We start from the raw sequence: 25,558 nt of genomic DNA, 5'->3' as shown, positions 1-25,558 counted from the left end.
ACGACAACGTCCTCCACCCCATGAAAGACGCCCTCAAAGCACGGGCCACCATCGGCGAGGTCTGCAACGCCCTGCGCGAGGTGTGGGGCACGTACGTGCCGAGCGACGCCTTCTGAGCATCGCTCCCGCAGGCCGGGACGGGGCCAAGGAGGGTCGCACGGCGTGCGACACTCCTTGCCATGTTCGGTGTCGTCGACCTTCCCACCTACCTGGCGGGCCTGGTGCTGATCATCCTGCTGCCGGGGCCCAACTCGCTGTACGTCCTGTCCGTCGCCGCCCGCCGCGGGGTTCGAGCCGGCTACACGGCCGCCGCCGGCGTCTGGTGCGGGGACGCCGTCCTGATGACGCTGTCGGCCGCCGGGGTCGCCTCCCTGCTCCAGGCGAACGCCGTGCTGTTCGGCATCGTGAAGTACGCCGGCGCCGGTTATCTGGCCTGGCTGGCCGTCGGGATGCTGCGCGCCGCGTGGGGCATGTGGCGCACCCGCGGGGAGGAGCGCGCGGAGCGGACCTCCGCCGCCGGGACGCCCGGTGAGCGTCCGTTCCGCCGGGCGCTGGTGGTCAGCCTGCTCAACCCGAAGGCGATCCTGTTCTTCATCGCCTTCTTCGTGCAGTTCGTCGACCCGGCCTACGCCTACCCGGCGCTCTCCTTCGTGGTGCTCGGCGCGCTCGCCCAGATCGCCAGCGTGCTCTACCTCAGCGCGCTGATCTTCGGCGGTACCCGGCTGGCCGCCGCGTTCCGCCGTCGCCGCCGGCTGTCGGCGGGCGCCACCTCGGCGGCCGGCGCCCTGTTCCTGGGCTTCGCGGTGAAGCTGTCGACGGCGAGCGCGTAGGGCGTACGGGATTCATGGCCCGGGCGCGCCGTCAGCGCCGGCCGAACCGGGCGAGGTAGGCGCCGAGCCCGTCCGGGGTGTCCCCGGCCCAGCCCACGTAGCCGTCCGGGCGGACCAGGAACAGGCCCGTGCCGTACGTCCGGTGGGACGGGCCGCGCACCAGCCGGACGCCCGCGGGCGGTTCGGGGGCGTCCCTGCCCAGCGCCAGCAGGGTCCAGTGCGGCCCCCGGAAGGCGTCGAAGAGGCGCACGCCGTCCGCCCGGCCGTCCGGCGCCCGGTCGCCCGCGCGCACCGGGCCGGGCTCCGTACGCGTCTCCGCGGTGAGCGAGGAGTCGCGGTACCCCAGGTCCAGTTGCAGGGTGGCCCCGCCGCGCCCGGCCTCGCCCCGGTGGATGCGGGTGGACAGGCCGAGCATGTCCGCGGCGACCGCCCGCCGCTCCTCCTCGTAGGTGTCGAGGAGCGCCGGGTCCGCCCCGTCGCACAGCACCGCGCCCAGCTTCCAGCCCAGGTTGTAGGCGTCCTGCACGGAGGTGTTGAGGCCCTGGCCGCCGGCCGGGGAGTGCACGTGCGCCGCGTCGCCCGCGAGGAACACCCGGCCGGTGCGGAAGCGGTCGGCGAGTGCGGCGCGCGGCCGGAAGCCGGAGGCCCACAGCACGTCCGTGACGTCCTCGGCGGCGAGGTGCGTACGGTCGGCCACGATCCGCCGCACCGCGTCGGGGGAGAGGTCCGCCCGGGCGCCCTCGCCGAACCGGGCGACCAGCTGGAAGTCGTCCGTCCCGGCGAGCGGGCAGAGGGTGAGGAACGCGTCCCGGCCCGCGCGGGGCGGGAACATGTGCCAGTGGTCGCGGTCCAGGCCGGTGATCCGCACGTCCGCCACCAGCATCGGCAGCGGGTCCACCGCCTCGCCGGTCATGCCGGCGCCGACCGCCCGGCGCACCGCCGAGCGTCCCCCGTCCGCGGCGACCAGGCAGGCGGCGCGCAGCGGCGGCCCGGAGGCGAAGTGGGCGGTCACGCCGTCCTCGTCCTGGGCGACGCCGGTGACCTCGCGGCCGTGGGCGACCTTGCCGCCCAGCTCCTCCAGCCGGTCCAGCAGGATCCGCTGGGTGCGCCACTGCGGCACCATCCAGCCCTCGTACGGCGCCTCCTCGGTGGGCTCCACCGGGTCCGCCAGGTGGTGCTCGCCCAGCCGCTTCCCGTCGCGCCAGAGCATCCCGACCGGGTAGCGGCCGCCGCCCGCCCGCACCCGGTCGAGCACGCCGAGGTCGTCGAAGACCTCCATCGTGCGCGGCTGGAGGCCCTTGCCGCGCGATCCGGGGAACAGTCCGTCCTCCCGCTCCACGACCAGCGCCGGCACTCCGCGCCGGGCGAGGTCGATGCCGAGGGTGAGTCCGGTCGGTCCCGCGCCCACGATCAGGACAGAGGTGTCGTTCACGGTCCGCCTCCTTAACAGCGTTAAGTGATCCGCCGTCCGAGCGTCTCCCTAACGGTGTTAAGTTGTCAAGCGTGAGCACCGAACGACGCGCGCCGCTGGACCGCCGACGGGTCGTGGGGACGGCACTGGAGTTGCTGAACGAGGTCGGCCTGGACGGCCTGACCCTGCGCGCCATCGCCAGGGAACTGGACGTCAAGGCGCCCGCCCTCTACTGGCACTTCAAGGACAAGCAGGCGCTGCTGGACGAGATGGCGACCGAGATGTTCCGCCGGATGCTCGACGGGGCGGAACCCGATCCGGACGACGGCTGGCGGGAGCGCTTGCTCAGGGTCAACCGGGTGCTGCGCCGGACGCTGCTCGGCTACCGCGACGGCGCCAAGGTGTTCAGCGGCACCCGTTTCACCGGCCTGGAGCACGCCGAGCAGCAGGAGGCCGACCTCCGTCTGCTCACGTCCGCGGGGCTCACCCTCACCCAGGCGGTACGGGCGCTCCAGACGACGTTCCTCTACACGCTCGGCTTCGTGGCCGAGGAGCAGGGCGTCGAACCGCGCCCGGGGGAGCGCCGTGCGGGCTTCGACGTCGAGGAACGCGCCCGCGCGATGGCCGGCCGGCCGCTCGCAGCCGAGGCCGGAGCCGCCCTCTTCGGCGACTACGACGAGCACTTCGAGGAGGGCCTCGCCCTGATCGTCGCCGGCATCGAGGCCCGCTACGGGCCGAGTTGATCAGTCCGCGCGCAGGAACGCCGACAGGGCTGCCTTCCCGAGGTACGTGAAGCGGGTGGCGCCCGCCAGGTGGGCCTCCAGGGCCTCGGCGACCCCCGGCCACTTGGGGTCGCCGAAGTCGTCCAGCACGACGATCCCGCCCGGGGCGGCGATCTCCTCCGCCCACCGCAGATCGCCCGCGACGCCCTCGGCCGAATGGTCGCCGTCGACGACGATCACACCGTAGCGGCGGTCCGAGACGGCGGCGCGGACCGCGGGGTCCTGCGAGAAACCCCGCTCGATCCGCGCGGCCAGGCCGGCCGGACCGGCCAGGGCGAGGTTGGTCCGCACCGTGCGCGCGTCGACCGGGGTGCCGGACGGGTCCGAGCGGCGGGGTGTGCCGGGCTGGAGCTGGATCCCGGCGAACGGGTCGACGATCGTCACGGACGGCTCACGGCCGTCGCGCTCCAGCATCCGGATCAGCCCCGCGCAGAACATGCCGTGGAGCGTGCCGATCTCCAGCACCTCGTCGTTCGGCGGGTCCAGCAGGGGGATCGTGCCGAGCTTGCCGCAGATGTTCATCGTGCCCCCGGCGATCCGCCCGGCCCCGAGCGACTCCAGGCCGACCAGCAGCCGGTAGGCCGTGGCGACGTTGCGCACGGCGGCGTCCCGGTCCCCGGCCAGCTCCGCCACCTCCGCGTGCAGCCGGCCCAGCGGTCCCGGCGACACCACCCGGGACAGGCCGCGCCCGGCGGGGCCGAGCAGCAGGTCGAGGGTGAGCTGCTGGCGCTCCACCGTCCCGGCGATCTCCCGCAGCCGCTCCCGGCCCGCGGCCTCCACGGCGCGCAGCCGCCGTTCGATGCGCCGGTCGACGAGGTCGGCGACCGGCCGCAGCAGCCGCCGGGCGGGGGAACTGGTCAGCAGGGCGTGGCTGTTCAAGGGCACGGGGACCTCGATCCGTCGGAGGGCGGTCGGGAGGGCCGGCGCGGCGTCAGCCGAGCAGGCGGCGCAGGTTCAGCCGGCCCCACAGGAGGCTGGCGGCGAACGACAGGGTCATCACCGTGACCAGCAGACCGGCCAGCAGCAGCGCGGCCGCGGGTCCGCTCAGGTCCGGCGACACGAGGGGGGCGGCGATCTCCTCGACGAACAGCACGTGCACCATGTACGCGCCGAGCGCCGCGCCGGCCAGTCTCCGCAGCGCCGGCCGCCACCGCTCCGGCACCCGCACCCTGCTGACCAGCAGCAGGACGCAGACGCACATGACGGCGACGAACAGGTGCGCGTTGGGCATCACGTAGTGGACCCGCGTGTTGTACCAGAGCGCCCCGGCCATGGAGAGCGGCAGCAGCACGAACAGCGGCCACCGCGGCCGTACCGTCCCGGCCGGCAGGGACAGCAGCAGCGCCCCGCCCACCGCGTAGACGATCGCGTAGAAGGCGAAACCCCAGGAGGAGGCGGGCATCTCCCGGCCCGTCACCTCGGCGGCCGTGGTCAGCACGCTGGGCGTCACCGCGATGCCGAGCAGCGCCGCGCCCAGCCCCCAGGGGCGACGGCCGGACCGCAGCAGGACCACGAAGGCCAGCAGCGCGATCACCGGGATGTAGTTGTACATGAACCACAGGTGGTAGGCGGGCCGCACCGAGCCGAAGAGGGAGTCCGCCGCCAGCTCCGTCATGGGCCGCTCGTTGCGGTCGCGCAGCCAGGCCCACGTCAGGTAGACGCCTGTCCACACGAAGAGCGGCACGAGGTTGTGGACGATCCGCCGCCGCATGTGCGCGCCGTCGCGCGGAGGCGCCCCCACGAGCACCGCCCAGCCGGCGACCGCGAAGTACACCGGGACGGCGAACGGGTTGACCGCCTCGGCGACGTGGCCCGCCCAGTAGGAGCCGGCGCCGTTCGCCGGGTCGTTGCCGGTGGCGTGGATGAACAGGGCGCCGACGTGGCCCACCATGATGGTCGCGGAGCAGACCAGCCGCAGAAGGTCGATGTCGTAACGGTGCTCCCGCGCGGCGGTCCGCGCCGGGGGAGAGCCGGTGCCGCTCTTCTGCTGCGGCATGCGTACGGCGATGTCGTCGGTCACCGCGCAACCGTGCACCCCTGGCATGTACGGGAGTTGACGGGACGGTGGCGCGCCCGTGGCCGGTGGGTTCCCGGTGGCACGCGGGACCGCCGGGAACGGCGCGGCGGCCCCGCGTCACCGCTTCCGGGTACCGCGGACCGCCCGCCCCACCTTCCGCCGGGCGCGCGCCGCGCGGACCCGCGCCCGGGTGGCGGGACTGCTGCCGGGCAGCCCCAGCTCGGCCAGGCGCAGGGCGGGGAAGTACGGGGCGGGACTGTCCGCGAGGTGGGCGCGCAGCCACTCCTCCGCGGGCCCCCGCAGCGCCGGATACGTCCGGGGCTGCATGCAGAAGCCCATGGTCCGCACCAGCGGCTCCAGCGACGCGGGCGCCGCGCCCAGCACGGCCGGGGTCTCGTCCCGCTCCAGGTCCGGCACCAGATGGTCGACCAGCGTCAGCGGTATCCGGTTGCTGTTCTGGTACGGCCGCAGCCGGTCCAGCACCAGGGCCGTCCCCACCCGCGCCACCGGCACGTCGTAGTAGGCGGACGCGGTCACCATCGCCGTGGAGAAGCAGCCGACGACCAGCTCGGGCCGGGCGTGGTGGTACAGCGTCTCCGCGAGCAGCGGCGCGTCCAGCACGGTGAGCCGCACGCCCGCGTCGGCCGCCGCCTTGTGCAGCGCCGCCGAGTAGCCGGCGGGGGCGGTCGGGTGGGGCTTGAAGACGATCGAGCGGTGCCCGGCGCGCACGGCCCCGGTGAGCATGCGCACGTGCAGGTCCTCCTCCTCGCGCGCGCTCAGGATGTCGATCGCCGCCAGGTACTGGCCGAGCAGCACGGCCGTCGGCCGCTCCTCGCGCACGGGCGCGAGGAGCGGGTCGTCCGCCGCCTCCCGGGCGACCTCGTCCAGCACCGCGCGGAACGCCCCGTCCGGCACGATCACCGGCTCCACGCCGTACTCGGACAGCAGCAGCGGCCGCAGCCCGGGGACCAGGTCGAGGTGGAGCAGCCGCCGGACGCGCCGGCCGAGGGTCAGCGGCAGCCTCTCCCGGGTCGGGCCGTAGCTCATCAGACCGTCCGCGTAGACGTCGACGGACGCCTCGGAGAAGATCGCGACCAGCGCGCGGGCCGGGTTGGCCTGGATCGACTCGACGGCCAGATCGACCCGTTCGTCCTCGTCGATGTCCCACAGCAGCCGCAGCGCCCGCTGCCACAGCACCGTGTCCGCGCCGCGCGGGCCCCAGGCGCTCGGGTGGTACGGGCTGATCGCCTCGTTCCAGCTCACCACCGTGTCGAAGCGGGCGGCCAGCGGGCCGTAGCCGTGCATCTCGTCCAGGCGCAGCGCGGTCTCCGGGACGGCCGCGTTGTGCGAGACCAGAAGGATCCGGCGGGCCTGGCCGCGCGGTCCGAACAGGCCCGCGTCCAGCGCCGCGGCCAGGGTGGCGGCGCCGTAGAGGGTCGAGACCTGGAACATCTGCGTGGTGCGGTGCATGGGTCAGGCAGCCTTCCGCCCGTCGCGCAGGCGGCCGAGGAGCCTGCTCCGGGTGCTGTCGATGGTGGTCAGGGTCTCCTCCAGCGCGTGCTGGGGCATGCGCAGCAGCGCCTCCCGCGCCTCCTGCCGCAGCCGCCGGGCCGCCGACGGCTCGTACGCGTCCGCCTTGCCGAGGTGGAAGGCGATCATGGCGCAGTAGGTGCGGACGGCCTTCGGGAGGAAGCGGTCGCACTCCGGGTCGCCCTGCACGTCCCGCAGCAGCAGGTCGTACGCCGGGATGAAGTCGAGCTGGCGGGAGTCCTTGATCTGGGTGAGGGAGGTCGCGACGCCCCGCCGGTAGAACACCCCGTGCAGTCCGAGGGACGCGTAGGTGCGCGCCGTCAGGTGCAGCCGCCAGATCCACAGCCGGTCCTCGGCGGTGCGCAGTTCGGTGACGAAGCGCATCCCGCCGTCGTCGAAGAGACGGCGGCGGTAGATGCCCGCCCAGACGAACGGGTAGTCGACCATGGTCTCCGTGTCGACGGGCGTGATCCCGTCGCGCGGGTCCATCACCGCGTTCCGCACCGGGGCCGGGGGCCGCTTGACCACCCGCTCGGTGCCGGTGGCCTGCACATGATCCGTGCGGGCGAAGTCGCAGCCCAGCTCGTCCATCGCCCGCACCATCGCGGCGAGATGCCCCGGGCCGTACCAGTCGTCGCCGTCGAGGAAGGCGAGGTACTCCCCGTCGGCCGCGTCGATGCCGGAGTTCCGCGCCTGGGCGATCCCCCGGTTGGTGTCGTGCCGGATCACCCGCGTGCCCGGCAGCCTCTCCGCCCACCGGTCGATCACCCAGGGCGTGGCGTCCGTGGAGCAGTCGTCGACGATCAGGAACTCGACGTCCGGGTGCGCGTTGGCGGCGAGACTGCGCAGGGTGCTCTCCGCGAACGCCTCCACGTTGTGCATTGGGACGACGACGGACAGTTTCGGCACGGGGTTTCTCTCTTTCGGGACGGGAAGCGGCGGCGGTCGCGGTGGCTCGGGCCGGGCCGAACACCTCCCTCAGCTCGTCGAGGTCCGCCCGCGTGGTCTCCCACAGGGGCCGCTGCGCGGCGTTCACGTCCGCCACGGCGGCCGGGTGGTGGTCGAGGACCGCGGACGCCCGCTCCGGGAACAGCGGGCCGAGGTCCCGGTCGTGCACCGGCGGTCCCCGCTCCTCGCGGCCGGTGCCGGACAGGAAGCAGGCGAGCTTCGGGTGCGGGACCGTCCTCGCTCCGGACGCCGAATGTGCCCCGGCACGGCGGTCCGCCGATGGCGTCCGGGTGGACATCCGGTGAACAGTCATCGGCCAACAGCCGACCCGCGTCCGGGTGTTCGCACGCAGACGGCACCCGGCCGGACCCGGCGCGGATACCCGGACACTTCTGGGCGCCTTCGCCCCGCCGGGCCGGGGCGGGCCCCCGGCACCGTGGTGACCGGCGGAGGGACGCGTCCCCGCCGCGCGCGGGACGGCCTGTGACATCGTTCAGCCCCGCACGGCCGTGCGCACCCGCCGCACCATCCGCCGGGCGATCCGGCTCCGCGACAGGAACACCACCTGCCTCGGCACACCCCCCGGCAACCCCAACGCGGTGAGCCGCCTCCGCGGAAACCACCGCCGGTCCCACGCCCCCGCCGCGAGATACCGCTCCGCGACGGCACGCAGCGAAGGATGCACCTGCGGCCGCACGGTGAAGGCGAGGGTGCTCAGAAGCCCCCGCAGACCGTCGCCGGCGGCCCCGTTCCCGGCGGCGGGCCGAGGACCCGCGGGCGCGTCCCCGCCGCCGCGCGGGACCGGCGGCGTGTCGCCGCCCTCGACCCGTGCGACTTCACCGCCGGACCCGGCACCGGGCACCGTGCCCGCCTCCGGCAGCGCAGGCCCCGCCCCGGACTCCGCCCCCGGCAGCACCGCCTCCGCCAGGACCAGGGCGACCCGGTGCGGATGGTGATACGGCGTCAGCCGGTCCAGCAGGCGCTCCGTGCCGACGCGGGCGACCGGGAGGCCGTACAGGGCGGACGCCGTGAACAAGGCGGTCGACGAGCAGCCGACGACCAGCGCCGGGCGGCACGCCTCGTACAGCGCCTCCGCCGGGACGGGGGTGTCCAGGACCGTGAGGTCCACGCCCAGGCGTTCCGCCTCGGCCCGCGGCGCGCTGCCGTGCCGGACCGGGGAGGCGGGGTGGGGCGCGAACACCACGTGGCGGTGGCCGCGTCCGGCCGCCGCCCGCACCATCTCCGCGTGCAGCGCGTCCTCCCCGCCCGGGTCGGTGATCCCGAGGGCGGAGAGACACTGTCCGGCCACCAGCGCCGCCCCCTCCGGTACGCCCTTCACCGCCGAGGCGATCTCACCCGCCACCGCCCGGAAGGCCTCCGCCGGCACCGCCCGCGCCGGCGCCCCGAACTCGCTCAGCAGCAGCGGTGTCAGGCCCGGCACCAGGTCGAGGTGCAGCACCTGCCGCACCCGCGTGCCGATCAGCGGGTCGAGCTTGCCCCGTGTGGGCCCGTAGTCCGCCGGTCCGCCCGCGCAGACGTGCAGGGGCGCGCCCGTGAACACGCGGGCCACCGCCTGCGCCGGCGGGGCGTCCGGGGCGCCCAGGACCAGCTCCACGCGGTCGTCCCCGAGCGCCCACAGCCGCCGGACGTGCCGTTCGAGCAGCGGGACGTCCTCCGTGCGGGGCGTCCAGACCGCCGGGTGGAAGGGCCGTATCGCCTCGTTCCAGGACAGCACCGCGTCGAAGCGGGCGCGCAGCCGGGCGAAGCCCGGCACCTCGTCCCACGGCGGGGCCGCCTCCGGCACCGGCGCGTCGTCGCACACCAGCAGCATCCGGCACCCCGCGTCCGGCAGCAGCCCCGCCTCGACCGCGGCCGCCATCACGACGACCGCCGACGGAGTGGCCGCACAGAAGATCTGCGTGCCGGCGGTCCTCACGCGGCCCCCTTCCCCGCGCGCAGCGGCGCCCGCCGCAGCCGCCGCAGCCGCGACGCCCGCCCGGCGTCCATCGAGTCCAGCACCTCGTCCAGCACGTCCCGCGGCAGCCGCCGCAACGCGTCCGCGCACAGCGTCCGCAGCCGTGAGGCCACCGCCGGCTCGAACTTGTCCCGCTCGGCCAGATGACGGTCGATCACCGCGCAGTACGTCCGCACCGCCTTCGGCAGCAGCCGGTCCGCGTCCCGGTCCGCCGCCGTCTCCGCCACCACCCGGTCGAAGGCGGGGACGAAGTCCAGTTGCCGTTCGTCCCCGATCCGGGTGAGGGAGGAGGCGACGCCCTTGCGGTAGAACACGCCCAGCAGGCCCACCACGGCGAACGACTCCGCCTCCCGGTGCAGCCGCCAGATCCACGGCCGGTCCTCGGCGGTGCGCAGCCCGTCGGGGAAGTGCAGCAGCCCCCGCTCCAGCAGCCGCCGGTGGTAGACGCCGGCCCACGCCTGCGGGTAGTCCACCGCGGTGGTCCGGTCGGCGGGCAGGATCGCCGCCCGCGGGTCCAGCACCTCGTCCCGCGGCCCGACCGGCGCCCGGTGCACGGTCCGGGCACGCCCGGTGACCCGTACGTGGTCGGTGCGCAGGAAGTCGCAGCCCAGCTCCTCCGCCGCGGCGACCAGCCGGGACAGGTGGCCGGGGGCGTACCAGTCGTCGCCGTCCAGGAAGGTCAGGTACTCGCCGCCCGCCGCGTCCAGGCCGGTGTTGCGCGCGGTGGCGATCCCGCCGGCGCGCTCCCGGCGGATGTGACGGACCCGCGCGACACGGGCCAGCTCCTCGGCGGCCCGCTCGACGAGTACCGGGGTGTCGTCCTCCGAACCGTCGTCGACCAGGACGAACTCGAAATCCGCGCGGGCATTCGCGCGCAGACTTCTGAGCGCGTCCTGCGCGTACGGACGGACATTGCGAAAAGGCACGATCACGGAAAGCTTCGGCACCCGGAAAACATTAGGAGACCGCCCGGAGCGCTTTCCGTCCGCCGGCCGTACGGGCGGTGAACTCCGTGTGTCGGTCCGGTGGATCGCGTCTGACTCCGCCATTTTCCCGGCCGGGTTCGGCTCTCGGTGGGGTGTTGTTAACGTTTCGTTGAGGCGCGGTTGGGCCGTTCGCGGAATTCGCTTCCTAACTTCTCCGGTGTGCCAGCAAGTGCAACGAAGCCCCTCAGGGTGGCGGTCCTCGCGGATTCCGACACCCGCTGGAAATGGGGCACGCTCACCGCGAAACGCATCGCGCCGCGCGACATCCGCCTGGACGGATATCTGCTGCGGGGCCGCGCCACGCCCACCGCCCGCCAGCTCGGCGAGGTCGGCGTCCGCGCGGACTCCCTGCGGGAGGTCACCGCGACCGAGTTCCTGCACGCCCTGCGCGAGGAGACGTACGGGTCGTACGACGTTCTCGTGCTCGCGCTGGTCGGCGGCGGGGTGCAGGCGATGCTGCACGGGCTGGGACGCGTCTGGGCCGGCCGGCCCCGCCGTCCCGTCGTCGTCACCGGCTACGTCGGCGTCGTCTACGAGAAGCTCACCGACGGTCTGCTGCTGCGCCACGGCGCCGACCTGGTGCTGGCCAACTCCCGCCAGGACGCGGAGCGTTTCCGCGCCGTCTACGAGGGGGTCGGCGCCGACGCCGACGCGGTCACCGAGGTCGCGCTGCCGTTCCTCGGCGGCGCGCCCCACACCGGCGACCACGAGCCCTACCGGGTGGTGTTCGCCGCCCAGCCGTCCGTGCCGGACACCCGCGCGGACCGCACGTACCTGCTGAACCGGCTGGTCGAGCACGCCCGCCGCCACCCCGAGCGCGAGGTGCTGCTGAAGCTGCGCTCCCGGCCCGGCGAACACACCACGCACATCGAGGAACTGCCCTACCAGAAGCTGGCCCGCGGCCTCGCCCTCCCCGCCAACCTGCGCCTGGTCTACGGGCACATGGGCGAGGTCCTGGACCGCACCGACCTCCTCGTCACCGTCAGCTCGACGGCCGCCCTGGAGGCGCTGCACCGGCGCGTCCCCACCGCCGTCCTCACCGACCTCGGCATCCGCGAGGCGCTCGGCAACCACCACTTCGTGGGCTCCGGCTGCCTCGCCTCCTGGGACCAGCTCGACGCCGGACACCGCCCGGTGCCCGACGAGGAGTGGCTGGCCCGCCAGGGCGTCGCGGCGGACGGCTCGTACGCGACGGCCTTCGACGCGGCCCGCGCCCGCATCGCCGAGCTGCTCGACGAGCCCGGCGGACTCCCGCCGCTCACCCCGTACTACACGCCCGTCACCGCGCCCGGCTACCTGCCCGGCATCCTCGCCCGCCACCACCTCGGCCCCGACGGGACGCCGCTGCCCGGCGCGCCCGCCGCAGGCCGGGACCCCGGGCCGGTCCGGCGGATCGTGCGCCGCACCGCACGCGGCGCCTACCGCCACGGCGTGCAGCGCGTGGCTCCCGCGATCCGCCGGATGGGCGAGCTGTGACCGCCCCGACCCCCCTTCGAGGAGCTGACCCCATGTCCGACTCTCCGGCGGCCCGCCGGGTGCTCGCCGTGATACCCGCACGCGGCGGCTCCAAGGGCGTCCCCGCGAAGAACCTCGCCCCCGTCGGCGGCGTGCCCCTGGTGGCCCGCGCCGTACGGGAGTGCCGCGCCGCCCGGCACGTCACGGACGTGGTGGTCTCCACCGACGACGCGGCCATCGCCGAGACCGCGCGGCAGGCGGGCGCCGAGGTCGTGCCGCGGCCCGCGGACCTCGCCGGGGACACCGCCACCTCCGAGGCGGCCGTGCTGCACGCCCTGGACGCCTACGAGGCGCTGCACGGCGCGCGGGTGGACGTCGTCCTGCTCGTGCAGTGCACCAGCCCCTTCCTCACCCGCGAGGACGTCGACGGGGTGGCCGCCGCGGTCGCCCACGGCGGCGCCGACACGGCGGTGACGGTCGCCCCCTTCCACGGCTTCGTCTGGCGTCACGGCCCCGGCAGCGGCGACCCGGCGGCCGGCGGCGGACACGGCGTCAACCATGACAAGGCCGTCCGCCCCCGCCGCCAGGACCGCCCCCAGGACTTCCTGGAGACCGGCGCCGCCTACGCCATGGACGCCGCCGGCCTGCGCGAGCACGGCCACCGCTTCTTCGGCCGCACCGACCTCGTGCGCACCGACCCGGCGCGCGTCCTGGAGGTCGACGACCCGCACGACCTCGCACGGGCCCGCGCCCTCGCGCCGCTCCTCGACGCCGGCCGGACCGGCCTGCCCACCGCCGGTGACATCGACGCGGTGGTCCTCGACTTCGACGGCACCCAGACCGACGACCGGGTGCTGATCGACGCGGACGGACGGGAGTTCGTCTCCGTGCACCGCGGCGACGGCCTCGGCGTCGCCGCCCTGCGCCGCAGCGGCCTGAAGCTGCTGATCCTGTCCACCGAGCAGAACCCGGTCGTCGCCGCCCGCGCACGCAAGCTGAAGCTCCCCGTGCTGCACGGCGTCGACCGCAAGGACCTCGCCCTCAAGCAGTGGTGCGAGGAGCAGGGCATCGCGCCCGAGCGCGTGCTCTACGTCGGCAACGACGTCAACGACCTCCCGTGCTTCGCCCTCGTCGGCTGGCCCGTGGCGGTCGCGAGCGCCCACGACGCCGTACGCGGCGCCGCCCGCGCGGTCACCACCCTCCCCGGCGGTGACGGCGCGATCCGAGAGATCGCCGGCTGGATCCTCGGTCCCTCTCTCGAAACCCTCCCCCAGTAAGGAAACCCCTGGTCATGAGCGACTCCCGTATCCGCACCCTCGGTTCCCGCGAGGCCGGCCCCGGCCGCCCCGTCTACGTCACCGGCGAGATCGGCATCAACCACAACGGCGACCTCGAGAACGCCTTCAAGCTGATCGACGCCGCCGCCGAGGCCGGCTGCGACGCCGTCAAGTTCCAGAAGCGCACCCCGGAGATCTGCACCCCGCGCGACCAGTGGGACATCGAGCGCGACACCCCCTGGGGCCGGATGACGTACATCGACTACCGGCACCGCGTGGAGTTCGGCGAGGACGAGTACCGGCAGATCGACGCCTACTGCAAGGAGAAGGGCATCGACTGGTTCGCCTCCCCGTGGGACACCGAGGCCGTCGCCTTCCTGGAGAAGTTCGACGTGCCCGCCCACAAGGTGGCCTCCGCCTCCCTGACCGACGACGAGCTGCTGCGCGAACTGCGCGCCACCGGCCGCACGGTCATCCTCTCCACCGGCATGTCCACCCCGAAGCAGATCCGCCACGCCGTCGAGGTGCTGGGCAGCGACAACATCCTGCTCTGCCACGCCACCTCCACCTACCCGGCGAAGGCGGAGGAGCTGAACCTGCGGGTCATCCACACCCTCCAGCAGGAGTACCCGAACGTCCCGATCGGCTACTCCGGCCACGAGACCGGCCTGCAGACCACCCTCGCCGCGGTCGCCCTCGGCGCCTGCTTCGTCGAGCGGCACATCACCCTCGACCGCGCCATGTGGGGCTCCGACCAGGCCGCCTCCGTCGAGCCGCAGGGCCTGGCCCGCCTGGTCCGCGACATCCGCACCATCGAGGCCTCCCTCGGCGACGGCGTGAAGAAGGTCTACGACTCCGAGCTCGGCCCGATGAAGAAGCTGCGCCGCGTGGCCGGTGTCGTCGCCGAGGCGGAGATCGCCACGGCCGCCGGCGAGCCCGTGGCCGTCTGACCCGCCCCCACCCACCCCTACGACGGGAACGGTCGTACGTCGATGAGCCCCCGCGCCGGCCGCACCGGCCCCCGCACGCTCGCCTTCGTGGAGAGCCCGGTACAGCTGCTCAACGTGCTGGAGTGGGCGCACGCCCACGCGCCCGGCGCGGGACTCGCACTCGTCGTGCTGTCCCCGGTCGACCCGATGACCCGCGGCCAGCTCCGCCGCATGGCGGAGCTGGCCCGCGAGGAGGGGCACGACGTCCGCTGGGAGGAGGCGCGCGGGGGAGCGGGCGCCCCGCTGCGCACCATAGGCGGCCTCGCCGCGCCGCTGCGCCGGGCCCGGCGGGTCGTCCTCGGCGACCCGTTCTCCCGGTACGTGCAACTGCTGCTGACCATCACCCGGGCCCCCGAGGTGGTGGTCGTCGACGACGGCACGGCGACCATGGAGTTCGCCGGCCAGCTCGCCCGCGGCGAACGCCTGGTGCGCTGGCACCGCAAGGGCGGCCGCCCCGGCCCCCGCGACCTGGTCCTCGCCCCGGTGTCCGCCGCCGCCCGGCGCCGGCTCACCCCCGGCGAGGACCGCACGGTGGAGGTCTTCACCTCCATGCCGATGGCGGACGTCCCGCCCGGCGTCACCGTCCGCGCCCACACCTTCGCCTGGACCCGCGACCGCTTCGGACCGCCGCGCGTCACCCGGGGCGCCGACCTGGTGGGCACCTCCCTGGTGGAGACGGGCGTGGTGGACGCCGACGCCTACGTGCGGGCGGTCGGCGTCCTCGCCCGGACGCACGGCGCCCGGCGCTACTTCGCGCACCGCCGCGAGACCACCGAGAAGCTGCACCGGCTGGCCGTGGAGACCGGCCTGGAGATCGTCCGCCCCGAGCTGCCCCTCGAACTGGTCGCCCGCCGCGGTCCCGTCGGCCGTACGGTCGTCAGCTTCCCCTCCACCGTCGTCCACACCCTGCCGCTCGCCCTGGCCGGCACAGATGTGCGGATCGAGGTGTGCGACATCGACCCGGCGTGGCTCACCGCCCACGCCTCCCCGCGCGCCCGGGGCTTCCTCGCCGACGTCGCCGGCACCGCGCGGGACGCCCACCAGCTGCGCGCCGTCGCCCCGCACCGCCGCACGGATCCCGGCCCGGCGGCCCCGCGCCCCTGCTGAACCCGCCCCGGACCCACCCGGGCCCGGCGCCCGCTGTCCGCCGGATGAACCGGTCAGCGTGGGTTGGGCCGAGCGTGGTAACCGTGGAAGTACGGATGGTGCCGACGCCCGCGCGGGGAGTGTGACCGGCCTCATGGCCCGGCAGGCCGGAACGCCCCTACCCTCACAAAAGGGCGGTGAGTGTACCCATCTCACTGAACAGCTATGCGTAGGGCAGCCGGATTTTCTCCCTCCAACGGGCTGATTTTTCTTGATCAGGGGACAGCGGAGCGCTTCGGAGCCCTACTCTTCAAAGGGTGAAGCCACTGATGTCACTGGAGTCCGAGATCGATCTCCCCGGGGGAGCGGTGCTCCCCGGCGCGCTGCCCGAGGCGCTGCGCGCGGAACTCGTGGCGTTCCGGCGAGACCTCCACATGCACCCGGAGCTCGGCAACCAGGAGTTCCGTACCACCGCCGCGATCAAGGAACGCCTGCAGCGCGCGGGCCTGCGCCCCCGGGTGCTCTCCAGCGGGACCGGGGTGATCTGTGACATCGGGACGGACGAGGAGGCCGGCACCGACGCGGCGATGCTCGCCCTGCGCGCCGACATCGACGCCCTGCCCATCCCCGACATGAAGGCAGGCTGCGCCTACCGGTCCACCGTCCCCGACCGCGCCCACGCCTGCGGTCACGACGTGCACACCACCGTGGTGCTGGGCGCCGGCCTGGTGCTGGCCGAACTGCACCGCCAGGGCCTGCTGCCCCGCCCGGTCCGGCTGATCTTCCAGCCCGCCGAGGAGGTGCTGCCCGGCGGCGCCGCCGAGGCCATCGCCGACGGCGCGCTCGACGGCGTGGGCCGGATCCTCGCCGTGCACTGCGACCCGCGCGTCGACGCCGGGAGGATCGGGCTGCGCCAGGGCGCCATCACCTCCGCCTGCGACCGGCTGGAGATCGCCCTGGAGGGCCCCGGCGGCCACACCGCCCGCCCGCACCTGACGACCGACCTGGTCACCGCCGCCGCCCGGGTCGTCACCGACGTGCCCGCGCTGGTCGGCCGCCGGGTCGACAGCCGCAGCGGGCTCGCCGTCACCTGGGGCCGGGTCGAGTCCGGCCACGCGCCCAACGTCATCCCGCAGCACGCCGAGCTCTCCGGCACCATCCGCTGCCTGGACCTGGAGACCTGGCGGCAGGCGCCGGACATCGTGGTCGAGGCCATCGACGAGGTGGCCAATCTGCACCGCGCCAAGTCGCAGATCACCTACGTGCGCGGCGTCCCGCCGGTCGTCAACGAGGCCGGGGCCACCGAGCTGCTGCGCGACGCGATGATCGCCCGGCGCGGCACGGAGTCCGTCGAGGGCACCGAACAGAGCCTCGGCGGCGAGGACTTCTCCTGGTACCTGGAGCGCGTCCCCGGCGCCATGGCCCGCCTCGGCGTCCGCACCCCCGGCGAGCGGATCGTGCGCGACCTGCACCAGGGCGACTTCGACGTGGACGAGCACGCCATCACGGTCGGCGTGGAACTGTTCACCGCCGCCGCCCTGCTGGACGCCCTGCGATAACGGCGCACGCGGGACGAGGGCGGCCGTGTCCCCGGCGGACACGGCCGCCCTCGCGTGCGTCACCTGCCCCGGCTCCCTCCGCTTGCGGCCCGGCCCCGGGGGGTGCAGCGTGGGCCCCGTGCAGACGCGTACGCCCGCCCGGCCCCCCTGCGGCCCCACGGCTCACAAGGGCGTGACCGGCCATCGGCACGAATGGATAACGGCCCCGCACGACCCCGTTCCCAGGAGTGTCTACGCGCGTTAATGTGCGCCGAACCGAGCACCCGCTGCGGGGCTTTGGAGAATGGGGAACTTCAGATGCGTCGGATATCCACACTGACCCGCGTAGCGGTGGGGGTCGCTTCGCTCGCGCTCGCCGCCACCGCCTGCGGCGGAACCAGCAGTGACAACGGTGACAGCGGGGGTTCCAAGGACGACCTCGGCGCCGCCATCGCCTACGACATCGGCGGCAAGGGCGACCAGTCCTTCAACGACGCCGCGTTCGCCGGCCTCGCCAAGGCCAAGGAGGAATTCGGCTTCAAGACCGCCGACGTCGAGCCCACCGAGGGCGAGACCGACGCGGACAAGGAGCAGCGCCTGGCCTCGCTGGCCCGCCAGGGCTACAACCCGGTCATCGGCGTGGGCTTCGCCTACGGCCCCGCGATGGAGGCCGTGGCCGCCAAGTACCCCGACACCACCTTCGGCATCGTCGACTCCGTCGTCGAGGGCGAGAACGTCGCCTCCCTGGTCTTCGCCGAGGAGCAGGCCTCCTACCTCGCCGGCGTCGCCGCCGCCAAGGCCACCAAGAGCGACACCGTCGGCTTCGTCGGCGGTGTGGACATCCCGCTGATCCACAAGTTCCGCGCCGGCTACGAGCAGGGCGTCAAGGACACCGACCCCAAGGTCCGGGTGATCTCCCAGTTCCTCACCCAGACGGCGGAGGAGGGCGGCTTCTCCAGCCCCGACAAGGGCAAGGCCGCCGCCGAGGGCCAGATCGAGAAGGGCGCCGACGTCATCTACCAGGCGGCCGGCCTCTCCGGCCAGGGCGTCATCGAGGCCGCGGCCAAGGCGAAGGTCTGGGCGATCGGCGTCGACTCCGACCAGTACAACCAGGAAGCCCTCGCCGGCTACAAGGACTACATCCTCACCTCCGCCCTGAAGGACGTCGGCGGCGCGGTGTACACGCTGACCAAGTCCGTCCAGGACGGCGAGCCGCTCACCGGCACCCAGGTCTTCGACCTCAAGGTGGACGGCGTCGGCCTCTCCGACAGCAACCCGAGGATGGCCGAGGTCGCCGGCCTGAAGGAGGCCGTGGACGAGGCCAAGAAGGGCATCACCGACGGCGCCATCAAGGTGAACACGGAGTGATCCCCGCGCCGGGCCGTCCCCGGCACTGACCTCCCGTACGAAGCGGGCGGGCGCACACGGCGCCCGCCCGCTTCGCCGTACCCCCTCCGTACCTCTCCGTGCCCCCTCCGTGTCTCCTTCGGGCCCCTCGGAAAGCGCCGGACGCTCACCCAAAGCCACCCTCCGTTCGCGAACAGCAACACCTTGTCCCAGTGGCCGGAACCAGGTTGAACACGGGCGCATAACAAGGTGGACAGAAGGGGTTTTCAGGCAGGTCTACGCGCGTTAATCTGCGGCGAAGCCAGCGCCGTAGCTGTACCGTCCCGGCGCTTTGTACGACTAGGAGCACCACACATGCGCCGGATTTCCCGGATCACGGTCGCAGGCGCAGCGACCGCCTCCCTGGCCCTCGCCCTCTCCGCCTGCGGCGGCACCTCGACCTCCTCGGGCTCCTCGGAGTCAAAGGAGGGCAAGGGCCTCGCCATCGCGTACGACGTCGGCGGCCGCGGCGACCAGTCCTTCAACGACGCCGCCTTCGCGGGCCTGCAGCAGGCCAAGAAGGAGTTCGGCTACGAGACGGCCGACGTCGAGCCCACCGACGGCGAGACGGACGCCGACAAGGAGCAGCGCCTCGTCTCGCTGGCGAAGCAGGGCTACAACCCGGTGGTCGGCGTCGGCTACGCCTACGCGTCCGCCGTCAAGGGCGCCGCGGAGAAGTTCCCCGACACCACCTTCGGCATCGTCGACGACGCCACCGTCGAGGCGGAGAACGTCGCCGACCTGGTGTTCTCCGAGGAGCAGGCCTCCTACCTGGCCGGCGTCGCCGCGGCCAAGACCACCAAGACCGACGTCGTCGGCTTCGTGGGCGGTGTGGACATCCCGCTGATCCACAAGTTCCGCGCCGGCTACGAGCAGGGCGTCAAGGACACCGACCCCAAGGTCAAGGTCATCTCGCAGTTCCTCACGCAGACCGCGGAGGAGGGCGGCTTCTCCAGCCCGGACAAGGGCAAGAGCGCGGCCGAGGGCCAGATGGAGAAGAAGGCCGACGTGGTCTACGCGGCCGCCGGTCTGTCCGGTCAGGGCGTCATCGAGGCCGCCGCCGCCAACAAGGTGTGGGCGATCGGTGTCGACTCCGACCAGTACAAGCAGGAAGCCCTCGCCAAGTACAAGGACTCGATCCTCACCTCGGCGATGAAGGATGTCGCCAAGGCGGTGTACAACCTGGCGAAGTCGGTCGAGGACGGCAAGCCCGCGACCGGTATCGTCAAGGGCGATCTGAAGACGGGTGAGGTGAGCCTGTCGAACTCCAACCCGAAGTTCGCGGACGACGCCGAGCTCCAGAAAGCCATAGAGACGGCCAAGGAGAAGATCATCAGCGGCGAGATCAAGGTCAAGTCGAGCTGAGTCACACCCTGAACCACCGCGGGGTCGCGACCGCTCGACGGGGTGCGAGGAGCCCGGCTCCTCGCACCCCGTCGGCCGGGTGTGCCACCCTTTTGTCTGCCGAAGGGGCGCTACGCGCGTAGACGGCCCCCGTCCCCAGGAGAGTGCGTCATCAACGCGTCCAGCAGCCCTCCGGCCGGAGCGGCGGCCCACACCACGGTGACCGCCGTGGAGCTCGCCGGCATCACCAAGCGCTTCCCCGGAGTCGTCGCCAACCACGACATCCACCTGACCGTCCGCAAGGGCACCGTCCACGCCCTCGTCGGCGAGAACGGCGCCGGCAAGTCGACCCTGATGAAGATCCTCTACGGCATGCAGAAGCCGGACGAGGGGACCATCACGGTCCACGGCGAACAGGTGAACTTCTCCTCGCCCGCCGACGCCATCGCCCGCGGCATCGGCATGGTGCACCAGCACTTCATGCTGGCCGACAACCTCACCGTCCTCGAGAACGTCGTCCTCGGCAGCGAGAAGCTCCACGGCATCGGCGGCAAGGCCCGCCGCCGCATCAAGGAGCTGTCCGAGCGCTACGGCCTGGACGTGCGCCCCGACGTCCTGGTCGAGGAGCTGGGCGTCGCCGCCCGCCAGCGCGTGGAGATCCTCAAGGTCCTCTACCGCGGCGCCACCACCCTGATCCTCGACGAGCCGACCGCCGTGCTCGTCCCGCAGGAGGTCGACGCGCTCTTCGACAACCTGCGCGAGCTCAAGGCCGAGGGCCTGTCCGTCATCTTCATCTCCCACAAGCTGGGCGAGGTGCTGTCCGTCGCCGACGACATCACCGTCATCCGCCGCGGCACCACGGTCGGCACCGCCGTGCCGTCCGAGACCACCCCGCGCCAGCTCGCCGAGCTGATGGTCGGCAGCGAGCTGCCCACGCCGGAGACGGCCGAGTCCACGGTCACCGACCGGCCCGTCGTCACCGTCGACAAGCTGCGCCTGGCCGCCCCCGGCGGCAAGGCCCTCCTCGACGACATCAGCTTCACCATTCACGAGGGCGAGGTCCTGGGCATCGCCGGCGTCGAGGGCAACGGCCAGACCGAACTGGTCGACGCCCTCATCGGCCTGCGCCACGCCGACTCCGGCGTCATCCGGCTGGCCGGCGAGGAGATCACCGCCTGGCCCACGCGCAAGCGCCGCGAGGAGGGCATCGGCTACATCCCCGAGGACCGCCACCGCCACGGCCTGCTCCTCGAAGCCCCCCTCTGGGAGAACCGCATCCTCGGCCACGTCACCGAGCGGCCCAACGCCAAGGGCATCTGGCTGGACCCGAAGGCCGCCCAGGAGGACACCCGCCGGATCGTCACCGAGTACGACGTCCGCACCCCCGGCATCGACGTCACCGCGGCCTCCCTGTCCGGCGGCAACCAGCAGAAGCTGATCGTCGGCCGGGAGATGAGCCACAAGCCGCGCTTCCTGATCGCCGCCCACCCCACCCGCGGCGTGGACGTCGGCGCGCAGGCCGCGATCTGGGACCACATCCGCGAGGCCCGCCGCGAGGGCCTGGCCGTGCTGCTGATCTCCGCCGACCTGGACGAGCTGATCGGCCTGTCCGACACCCTCCGCGTGATCTACGACGGCAAGCTGGTCGCCGACGCCGACCCGGCCACCATCACCCCGGAGGAACTCGGCACCGCCATGACCGGCGCCGCCGAGGGCCACCTCGAACACGAAGAGACACCTGCCGAGACCCAGGCCGACCTGTCCAAGTCCGCCGAGTCTCCGGAAGACGAGGCCCGCTGATGAAGAAGTTCGACAAGGAGCGCGTGCTCCTCGCGGTGGCCGGCCCGGTCATCGCGCTCGCCGTGGCCTTCGTGCTGAGCGCGATCGTGCTGGTCGCCTCCGGCAAGAACCCGGTCGAACCGTTCGCCCTCATGTTCGAGCAGGCCGGGTACTCGGACGTCCAGGTGCTGATCCTCAACCAGGCCTCGATGTACTACATCGCGGCCCTGGCGGTGGCCATCGGCTTCCGGATGAACCTGTTCAACATCGGCGTCGACGGCCAGTACCAGCTCGGCGCGATGATGGCCGCCATCGTCGGCGCGCACGCCAACCTCCCGGCGTTCCTCCAGGTCCCGCTGCTGCTGCTGACCGCCGTGTGCACCGGCGCCTTCTGGGCGGGCATCGCCGGCGTCCTCAAGGTCACCCGCGGCGTCAGCGAGGTCGTCGCCACGATCATGCTCAACGCGATCGCCACCTCGCTGATCGTCTACATGTGGAAGCCGGACGTCTTCGGCGTCAAGATCGGCAACAACAGCACCACCGGCGAGATGTACGAGTCCGGCTGGATCCCGGGCATCGACCTCGGCGCGGCCGGCGAGATCTACGGCCTGGTGATCCTCGCCGTCCTCCTCGGCATCGGCTACTGGATCGTCCTCAACCGCACCCGTTTCGGCTTCGACCTGCGCGCCTCCGGCGCCTCCAGCTCCGCCGCGGCCGCCAGCGGCGTCGACCCCAAGCGCATGGTCCTCACCGCCATGCTGCTCTCCGGCGCCATCGCCGGCCTCGCGGGCCTGCCGATCCTGCTCGGCGACTCCCACACCTACAACCTCAACTTCCCCACCGGCATCGGCTTCCTCGGCATCGGCATCGCCCTGCTCGGCCGCAACAGCCCGGTCGGGATCGTCTTCGCCGCCCTGCTGTGGGCCTGGCTCGACAAGGCGTCGCCCGAGCTGGACTTCCACGGCTACGACAAGGAGATCGCGGTCATCATGCAGGGCCTGATCGTCCTCTCGGTGGTCGTCTCCTATGAGGCCGTCCGCGAGTGGGGCCTGCGCCGCCAGCAGCGCCGGGTCGGCGCCGAACTCGCCGCGGGACACGTCCTGGGCGCCGACAACAACACCACGAAGGAGGTGGCCGGCCGATGACCGCTCCGACCACAGCGACCGACGTCAACCAGCCGTCGCTGGAGCACGCCCCGCAGACCGGCCGCCGCATGTCGCTGCCCGTCCTGATGCTCGTCATCGCCGGAGGGCTGGCGCTGACCTCGATCGTGCGCCTGATCACCGGCGCCGACGGCATCACCAACGTCAGCCAGATGTCCACCGCGCTCCAGCTCGCCGTGCCGATCGGCCTCGCCGGCCTCGGCGGCCTGTGGGCCGAGCGCGCGGGCGTGGTGAACATCGGCCTCGAAGGCATGCTGATCCTGGGCACCTGGTTCGGCGCCTGGGCCGGATTCCAGTGGGGTCCGTGGACCGGCGTCCTCGTCGGCATCATCGGCGGCTGCCTCGGCGGCCTGCTGCACGCGATCGTGACCGTCACCTTCAACGTCAACCACATCGTCTCCGGTGTGGCGATCAACATCCTCGCCCTCGGCGCCACCCGCTACCTGGCCCCGCTCGCCTTCGAGGGCCACCAGGGCGGCTCCGCCAAGCAGTCCCCGGCGGTCGAGTCCCTCGGCCACTTCACCGTGCCGGGACTGTCCGACTGGCTGACCGACCTCAACGCCAAGGGCTGGTTCTTCGTCTCCGACATCGCCGGCCTGCTCGGCGGCCTGGTCACCGACGTCTCCTGGCTGACCCTGATCGCCGTCGCGCTCATCCCCGCCACCTGGTGGATCCTGTGGCGCACCCCGTTCGGCCTGCGGCTGCGCTCCTGCGGCGAGAACCCGGTGGCCGCCGAGTCCCTCGGCGTCAACGTCTACAAGTACAAGTACCTCGCCGTGATCATCTCCGGCGGACTGGCCGGCCTCGGCGGCGTCTTCCTGTCCATCGTGGCCAACCCCTTCTACCTGGAGGGCCAGACCAGCGGCCGCGGCTACATCGGCCTCGCCGCGATGATCTTCGGCAACTGGATGCCGGGCGGCCTCGCCATCGGCGCCGGCCTCTTCGGCTACACCGACAGCCTCAACCTGCGCGGCGGCTCCACCAACGTGCACGCCCTGCTGCTGCTCGGCGCGCTGCTGCTGGTCATCGGCGCGATCTGGCTGGCCGTCCGCAAGAAGTACGTCCACGCGGTGATCACCCTGATCGTCGGCGCCCTCGTCTTCGCCTGGTACGCCGGCACCAACGAGGTCCCGAGCCAGGTCGTCGCCGCCACGCCGTACGTCATCACCCTGGTCGTCCTCGCCCTCTCCGCCCAGCGGCTGCGCATGCCGAAGGCGGACGGCATGCAGTACCGGAAGGGACAGGGCAAGTGACCGCGGCCGGCGAGGTCGACTGGGAGGCGCTGCGCGCGGCGGCGCGGGACGCCATGTCCCACGCCTACGCCCCCTATTCGGGATACCCGGTCGGCGTCGCGGCCCGGGTCGACGACGGACGCACGGTCACCGGCTGCAACGTCGAGAACGCCAGTTACGGACTCGGCCTGTGCGCCGAGTGCGGACTCGTCTCGGAGCTGCAGCGCACCGGGGGCGGCCGGCTCACGCACTTCACGTGCGTGGACGGCGGCGGCGAGATCCTCGTCCCGTGCGGCCGCTGCCGCCAGCTGCTGTACGAGTTCGGCGGCCCCGGACTGCTGCTGGAGACGCCCGAGGGCATCCTGCCCCTGTCCGAGATGCTGCCCCAGGCCTTCGGCCCCCAGCACCTCACCAAGTAACTCCCGTGCGGCCCCTCCCGACGGCGCCCGGCACCCCGGGCGGCGTCGAGCGGAGGGGCCGCGCTCTTCGCACTCCGGAAGGAACGCCAGCCATGGCCATGGACGTCATCTCCGTCATCCGCACCAAGCGGGACCGCGGCGAACTCACCGACGAGCAGATCGACTGGGTCATCGACGCGTACACCCGCGGGGAGGTGGCCGACGAGCAGATGTCGGCCCTCGCCATGGCGATCCTGCTCAACGGCATGAACCGCCGGGAGATCGCCCGCTGGACCGCCGCGATGATCGCCTCCGGCGAGCGCATGGACTTCACGTCCCTGTCCCGCCCCACCGCCGACAAGCACTCCACGGGCGGCGTCGGCGACAAGATCACCCTGCCGCTCGCGCCGCTGGTCGCCGCCTGCGGCGCGGCCGTCCCGCAGCTCTCCGGCCGCGGCCTCGGCCACACCGGCGGCACCCTCGACAAGCTGGAGTCCGTCCCCGGCTGGCGCGCCCTGCTCTCCAACGAGGAGATGCTGTCCGTGCTGGACACCACCGGCGCGGTGATCTGCGCGGCCGGCGACGGGCTCGCTCCCGCCGACAAGAAGCTCTACGCCCTGCGCGACGTCACCGGCACCGTCGAGGCGATCCCGCTCATCGCCTCCTCGATCATGTCCAAGAAGATCGCCGAGGGCACCGGCTCGCTGGTCCTGGACGTGAAGGTCGGCTCCGGCGCCTTCATGAAGACGATCGAGGACGCCCGCGAGCTGGCCTCGACCATGGTGGGCCTCGGCACCGACCACGGCGTGCGGACGGTCGCCCTGCTCACCGACATGTCCACCCCCCTGGGGCTCACGGCGGGCAACGCCCTGGAGGTCCGCGAGTCGGTGGAGGTCCTGGCGGGCGGCGGCCCCGCGGACGTCGTCGAGCTGACCCTCGCCCTGGCCCGCGAGATGCTCGACGCGGCCGGTCTGAAGGACGCCGACCCGGCGAAGGCCCTCGCCGACGGCTCCGCGATGGACGTCTGGCGCCGCATGATCAGCGCCCAGGGCGGCGACCCGGACGCGGACCTCCCGGTCGCCCGCGAGCAGCACGTGGTGAAGGCGCCGTCCTCCGGCGTCCTGACCCGCCTGGACGCCTACGACATCGGCGTCGCCGCCTGGCGCCTCGGCGCGGGCCGCGCCCGCAAGGAGGACCCGGTGCAGGCGGGCGCGGGCGTCGAGATGCACGCCAAGCCCGGCGACCGCGTGACCGAGGGCCAGCCCCTCCTCACCCTCCACACGGACACCCCGGACCGCTTCGACCACGCGCTCCGCTCCCTGGAGGGCGCCTACGACATCGCGTCCGCCGACACGGACGTCACGACGGGCCCGGTCGTCCTGGAACGCATCGTCTGACCAGCGCTTTCCCCTTCCGGGTGAACGGGACCGGT

21 protein-coding genes are annotated in these 25,558 nt (G+C 73.2%); 14 read left to right on the top strand and 7 right to left on the bottom strand.

The window, feature by feature from the left end; all coding sequences use genetic code 11:
- Window positions 1-179 precede the first annotated feature (179 nt).
- Window positions 180-830, top strand: coding sequence for a leucine efflux protein LeuE (gene leuE, locus ACIQ8B_RS07770; RefSeq protein ID WP_403546020.1), 651 nt, complete (start codon window positions 180-182; stop codon window positions 828-830).
- Window positions 831-861: 31 nt separating this feature from the next.
- Here the strand turns inward: leuE and ACIQ8B_RS07765 are convergent, their stop codons facing one another.
- On the bottom strand, window positions 862-2,262 hold the full coding sequence (locus ACIQ8B_RS07765) for an FAD-dependent monooxygenase (RefSeq protein WP_403546018.1): 1,401 nt from the start codon (window positions 2,260-2,262) through the stop codon (window positions 862-864).
- Between the two features lie 71 nt (window positions 2,263-2,333).
- On the opposite strand from ACIQ8B_RS07765, the gene ACIQ8B_RS07760 reads away from it, so the two are divergent.
- Complete coding sequence (locus ACIQ8B_RS07760; protein WP_403546016.1) at window positions 2,334-2,984, top strand: TetR/AcrR family transcriptional regulator C-terminal domain-containing protein; 651 nt, start codon at window positions 2,334-2,336, stop codon at window positions 2,982-2,984.
- Here the strand turns inward: ACIQ8B_RS07760 and ACIQ8B_RS07755 are convergent, their stop codons facing one another.
- The 6 genes from ACIQ8B_RS07755 to ACIQ8B_RS07730 all read right to left on the bottom strand — a co-directional run bounded on the left by ACIQ8B_RS07755 (window position 2,985) and on the right by ACIQ8B_RS07730 (window position 10,440).
- Complete coding sequence (locus ACIQ8B_RS07755; protein ID WP_290011634.1) at window positions 2,985-3,902, bottom strand: class I SAM-dependent methyltransferase; 918 nt, start codon at window positions 3,900-3,902, stop codon at window positions 2,985-2,987.
- Window positions 3,903-3,954: 52 nt separating this feature from the next.
- Window positions 3,955-5,043 (bottom strand): acyltransferase, encoded by a 1,089-nt coding sequence (locus ACIQ8B_RS07750; protein WP_290011633.1) that lies wholly within the window; start codon window positions 5,041-5,043, stop codon window positions 3,955-3,957.
- 114 nt (window positions 5,044-5,157) lie between these two features.
- Window positions 5,158-6,510: a polysialyltransferase family glycosyltransferase gene (locus ACIQ8B_RS07745; RefSeq protein ID WP_290011632.1), complete on the bottom strand. Its 1,353-nt coding sequence runs from the start codon at window positions 6,508-6,510 to the stop codon at window positions 5,158-5,160.
- A 3-nt stretch (window positions 6,511-6,513) separates the two neighbouring features.
- Complete coding sequence (locus ACIQ8B_RS07740; protein WP_403546013.1) at window positions 6,514-7,479, bottom strand: glycosyltransferase family 2 protein; 966 nt, start codon at window positions 7,477-7,479, stop codon at window positions 6,514-6,516.
- A 532-nt stretch (window positions 7,480-8,011) separates the two neighbouring features.
- Window positions 8,012-9,454, bottom strand: coding sequence for a polysialyltransferase family glycosyltransferase (locus ACIQ8B_RS07735; protein ID WP_403546011.1), 1,443 nt, complete (start codon window positions 9,452-9,454; stop codon window positions 8,012-8,014).
- Window positions 9,451-10,440, bottom strand: coding sequence for a glycosyltransferase family 2 protein (locus ACIQ8B_RS07730; RefSeq protein WP_403546009.1), 990 nt, complete (start codon window positions 10,438-10,440; stop codon window positions 9,451-9,453). The genes ACIQ8B_RS07735 and ACIQ8B_RS07730 overlap by 4 nt, the downstream gene beginning before the upstream one ends.
- Window positions 10,441-10,638: 198 nt before the next feature.
- Between ACIQ8B_RS07730 and ACIQ8B_RS07725 the strand changes: the two genes are divergently transcribed.
- From ACIQ8B_RS07725 to ACIQ8B_RS07670, 12 genes are all read left to right on the top strand, one after another.
- Window positions 10,639-11,955: a DUF6716 putative glycosyltransferase gene (locus tag ACIQ8B_RS07725; protein ID WP_403546007.1), complete on the top strand. Its 1,317-nt coding sequence runs from the start codon at window positions 10,639-10,641 to the stop codon at window positions 11,953-11,955.
- Window positions 11,956-11,987: 32 nt separating this feature from the next.
- The gene (locus tag ACIQ8B_RS07720) at window positions 11,988-13,211 is read left to right on the top strand and encodes a cytidylyltransferase domain-containing protein (protein ID WP_403546005.1); all 1,224 of its coding nucleotides are present in this window, start codon (window positions 11,988-11,990) and stop codon (window positions 13,209-13,211) included.
- Window positions 13,212-13,225: 14 nt separating this feature from the next.
- Entirely contained in the window at window positions 13,226-14,161 is a 936-nt protein-coding gene (locus ACIQ8B_RS07715) for an N-acetylneuraminate synthase family protein (RefSeq protein WP_106412759.1), read from the top strand.
- Between the two features lie 42 nt (window positions 14,162-14,203).
- Window positions 14,204-15,307, top strand: a complete 1,104-nt coding sequence (locus tag ACIQ8B_RS07710; RefSeq protein ID WP_290011626.1) for a hypothetical protein — start codon at window positions 14,204-14,206, stop codon at window positions 15,305-15,307.
- A gap of 308 nt (window positions 15,308-15,615) precedes the next feature.
- Entirely contained in the window at window positions 15,616-16,845 is a 1,230-nt protein-coding gene (locus tag ACIQ8B_RS07705; protein ID WP_106412757.1) for a M20 family metallopeptidase, read from the top strand.
- A gap of 297 nt (window positions 16,846-17,142) precedes the next feature.
- Complete coding sequence (locus ACIQ8B_RS07700) at window positions 17,143-18,192, top strand: BMP family protein (RefSeq protein ID WP_403546002.1); 1,050 nt, start codon at window positions 17,143-17,145, stop codon at window positions 18,190-18,192.
- Window positions 18,193-18,525: 333 nt separating this feature from the next.
- Window positions 18,526-19,575: a BMP family protein gene (locus ACIQ8B_RS07695; protein ID WP_290011624.1), complete on the top strand. Its 1,050-nt coding sequence runs from the start codon at window positions 18,526-18,528 to the stop codon at window positions 19,573-19,575.
- Between the two features lie 198 nt (window positions 19,576-19,773).
- Window positions 19,774-21,354 (top strand): ABC transporter ATP-binding protein, encoded by a 1,581-nt coding sequence (locus ACIQ8B_RS07690; protein ID WP_403546000.1) that lies wholly within the window; start codon window positions 19,774-19,776, stop codon window positions 21,352-21,354.
- Window positions 21,354-22,478: an ABC transporter permease gene (locus tag ACIQ8B_RS07685; RefSeq protein ID WP_106412753.1), complete on the top strand. Its 1,125-nt coding sequence runs from the start codon at window positions 21,354-21,356 to the stop codon at window positions 22,476-22,478. Before ACIQ8B_RS07690 ends, ACIQ8B_RS07685 begins: the two co-directional genes overlap by 1 nt.
- Window positions 22,475-23,749, top strand: coding sequence for an ABC transporter permease (locus ACIQ8B_RS07680; RefSeq protein ID WP_365414747.1), 1,275 nt, complete (start codon window positions 22,475-22,477; stop codon window positions 23,747-23,749). Before ACIQ8B_RS07685 ends, ACIQ8B_RS07680 begins: the two co-directional genes overlap by 4 nt.
- Complete coding sequence (locus tag ACIQ8B_RS07675) at window positions 23,746-24,147, top strand: cytidine deaminase (RefSeq protein WP_290011378.1); 402 nt, start codon at window positions 23,746-23,748, stop codon at window positions 24,145-24,147. Before ACIQ8B_RS07680 ends, ACIQ8B_RS07675 begins: the two co-directional genes overlap by 4 nt.
- A 98-nt stretch (window positions 24,148-24,245) precedes the next feature.
- On the top strand, window positions 24,246-25,523 hold the full coding sequence (locus ACIQ8B_RS07670; RefSeq protein WP_198602715.1) for a thymidine phosphorylase: 1,278 nt from the start codon (window positions 24,246-24,248) through the stop codon (window positions 25,521-25,523).
- The last annotated feature ends 35 nt before the right edge of the window (window positions 25,524-25,558 follow it).

The sequence above is a fragment of the Streptomyces sp. NPDC096105 genome (genome assembly GCF_044763335.1).
Classification (GTDB): Bacteria; Actinomycetota; Actinomycetes; order Streptomycetales; family Streptomycetaceae; genus Streptomyces.
This window is presented reverse-complemented; position numbering and strand designations above follow the sequence as displayed.

Coding starts and splice junctions, on each gene's coding strand:
- ACIQ8B_RS07680 (WP_365414747.1), top strand. CDS start 22,475: ATGACCGCTCCGACCACAGCGACCGACGTCAACCAGCCGTCGCTGGAG.
- ACIQ8B_RS07700 (WP_403546002.1), top strand. CDS start 17,143: ATGCGTCGGATATCCACACTGACCCGCGTAGCGGTGGGGGTCGCTTCG.
- ACIQ8B_RS07685 (WP_106412753.1), top strand. CDS start 21,354: ATGAAGAAGTTCGACAAGGAGCGCGTGCTCCTCGCGGTGGCCGGCCCG.
- ACIQ8B_RS07705 (WP_106412757.1), top strand. CDS start 15,616: ATGTCACTGGAGTCCGAGATCGATCTCCCCGGGGGAGCGGTGCTCCCC.
- leuE (WP_403546020.1), top strand. CDS start 180: ATGTTCGGTGTCGTCGACCTTCCCACCTACCTGGCGGGCCTGGTGCTG.
- ACIQ8B_RS07695 (WP_290011624.1), top strand. CDS start 18,526: ATGCGCCGGATTTCCCGGATCACGGTCGCAGGCGCAGCGACCGCCTCC.
- ACIQ8B_RS07720 (WP_403546005.1), top strand. CDS start 11,988: ATGTCCGACTCTCCGGCGGCCCGCCGGGTGCTCGCCGTGATACCCGCA.
- ACIQ8B_RS07710 (WP_290011626.1), top strand. CDS start 14,204: ATGAGCCCCCGCGCCGGCCGCACCGGCCCCCGCACGCTCGCCTTCGTG.
- ACIQ8B_RS07715 (WP_106412759.1), top strand. CDS start 13,226: ATGAGCGACTCCCGTATCCGCACCCTCGGTTCCCGCGAGGCCGGCCCC.
- ACIQ8B_RS07745 (WP_290011632.1), bottom strand. CDS start 6,510: ATGCACCGCACCACGCAGATGTTCCAGGTCTCGACCCTCTACGGCGCC.
- ACIQ8B_RS07670 (WP_198602715.1), top strand. CDS start 24,246: ATGGACGTCATCTCCGTCATCCGCACCAAGCGGGACCGCGGCGAACTC.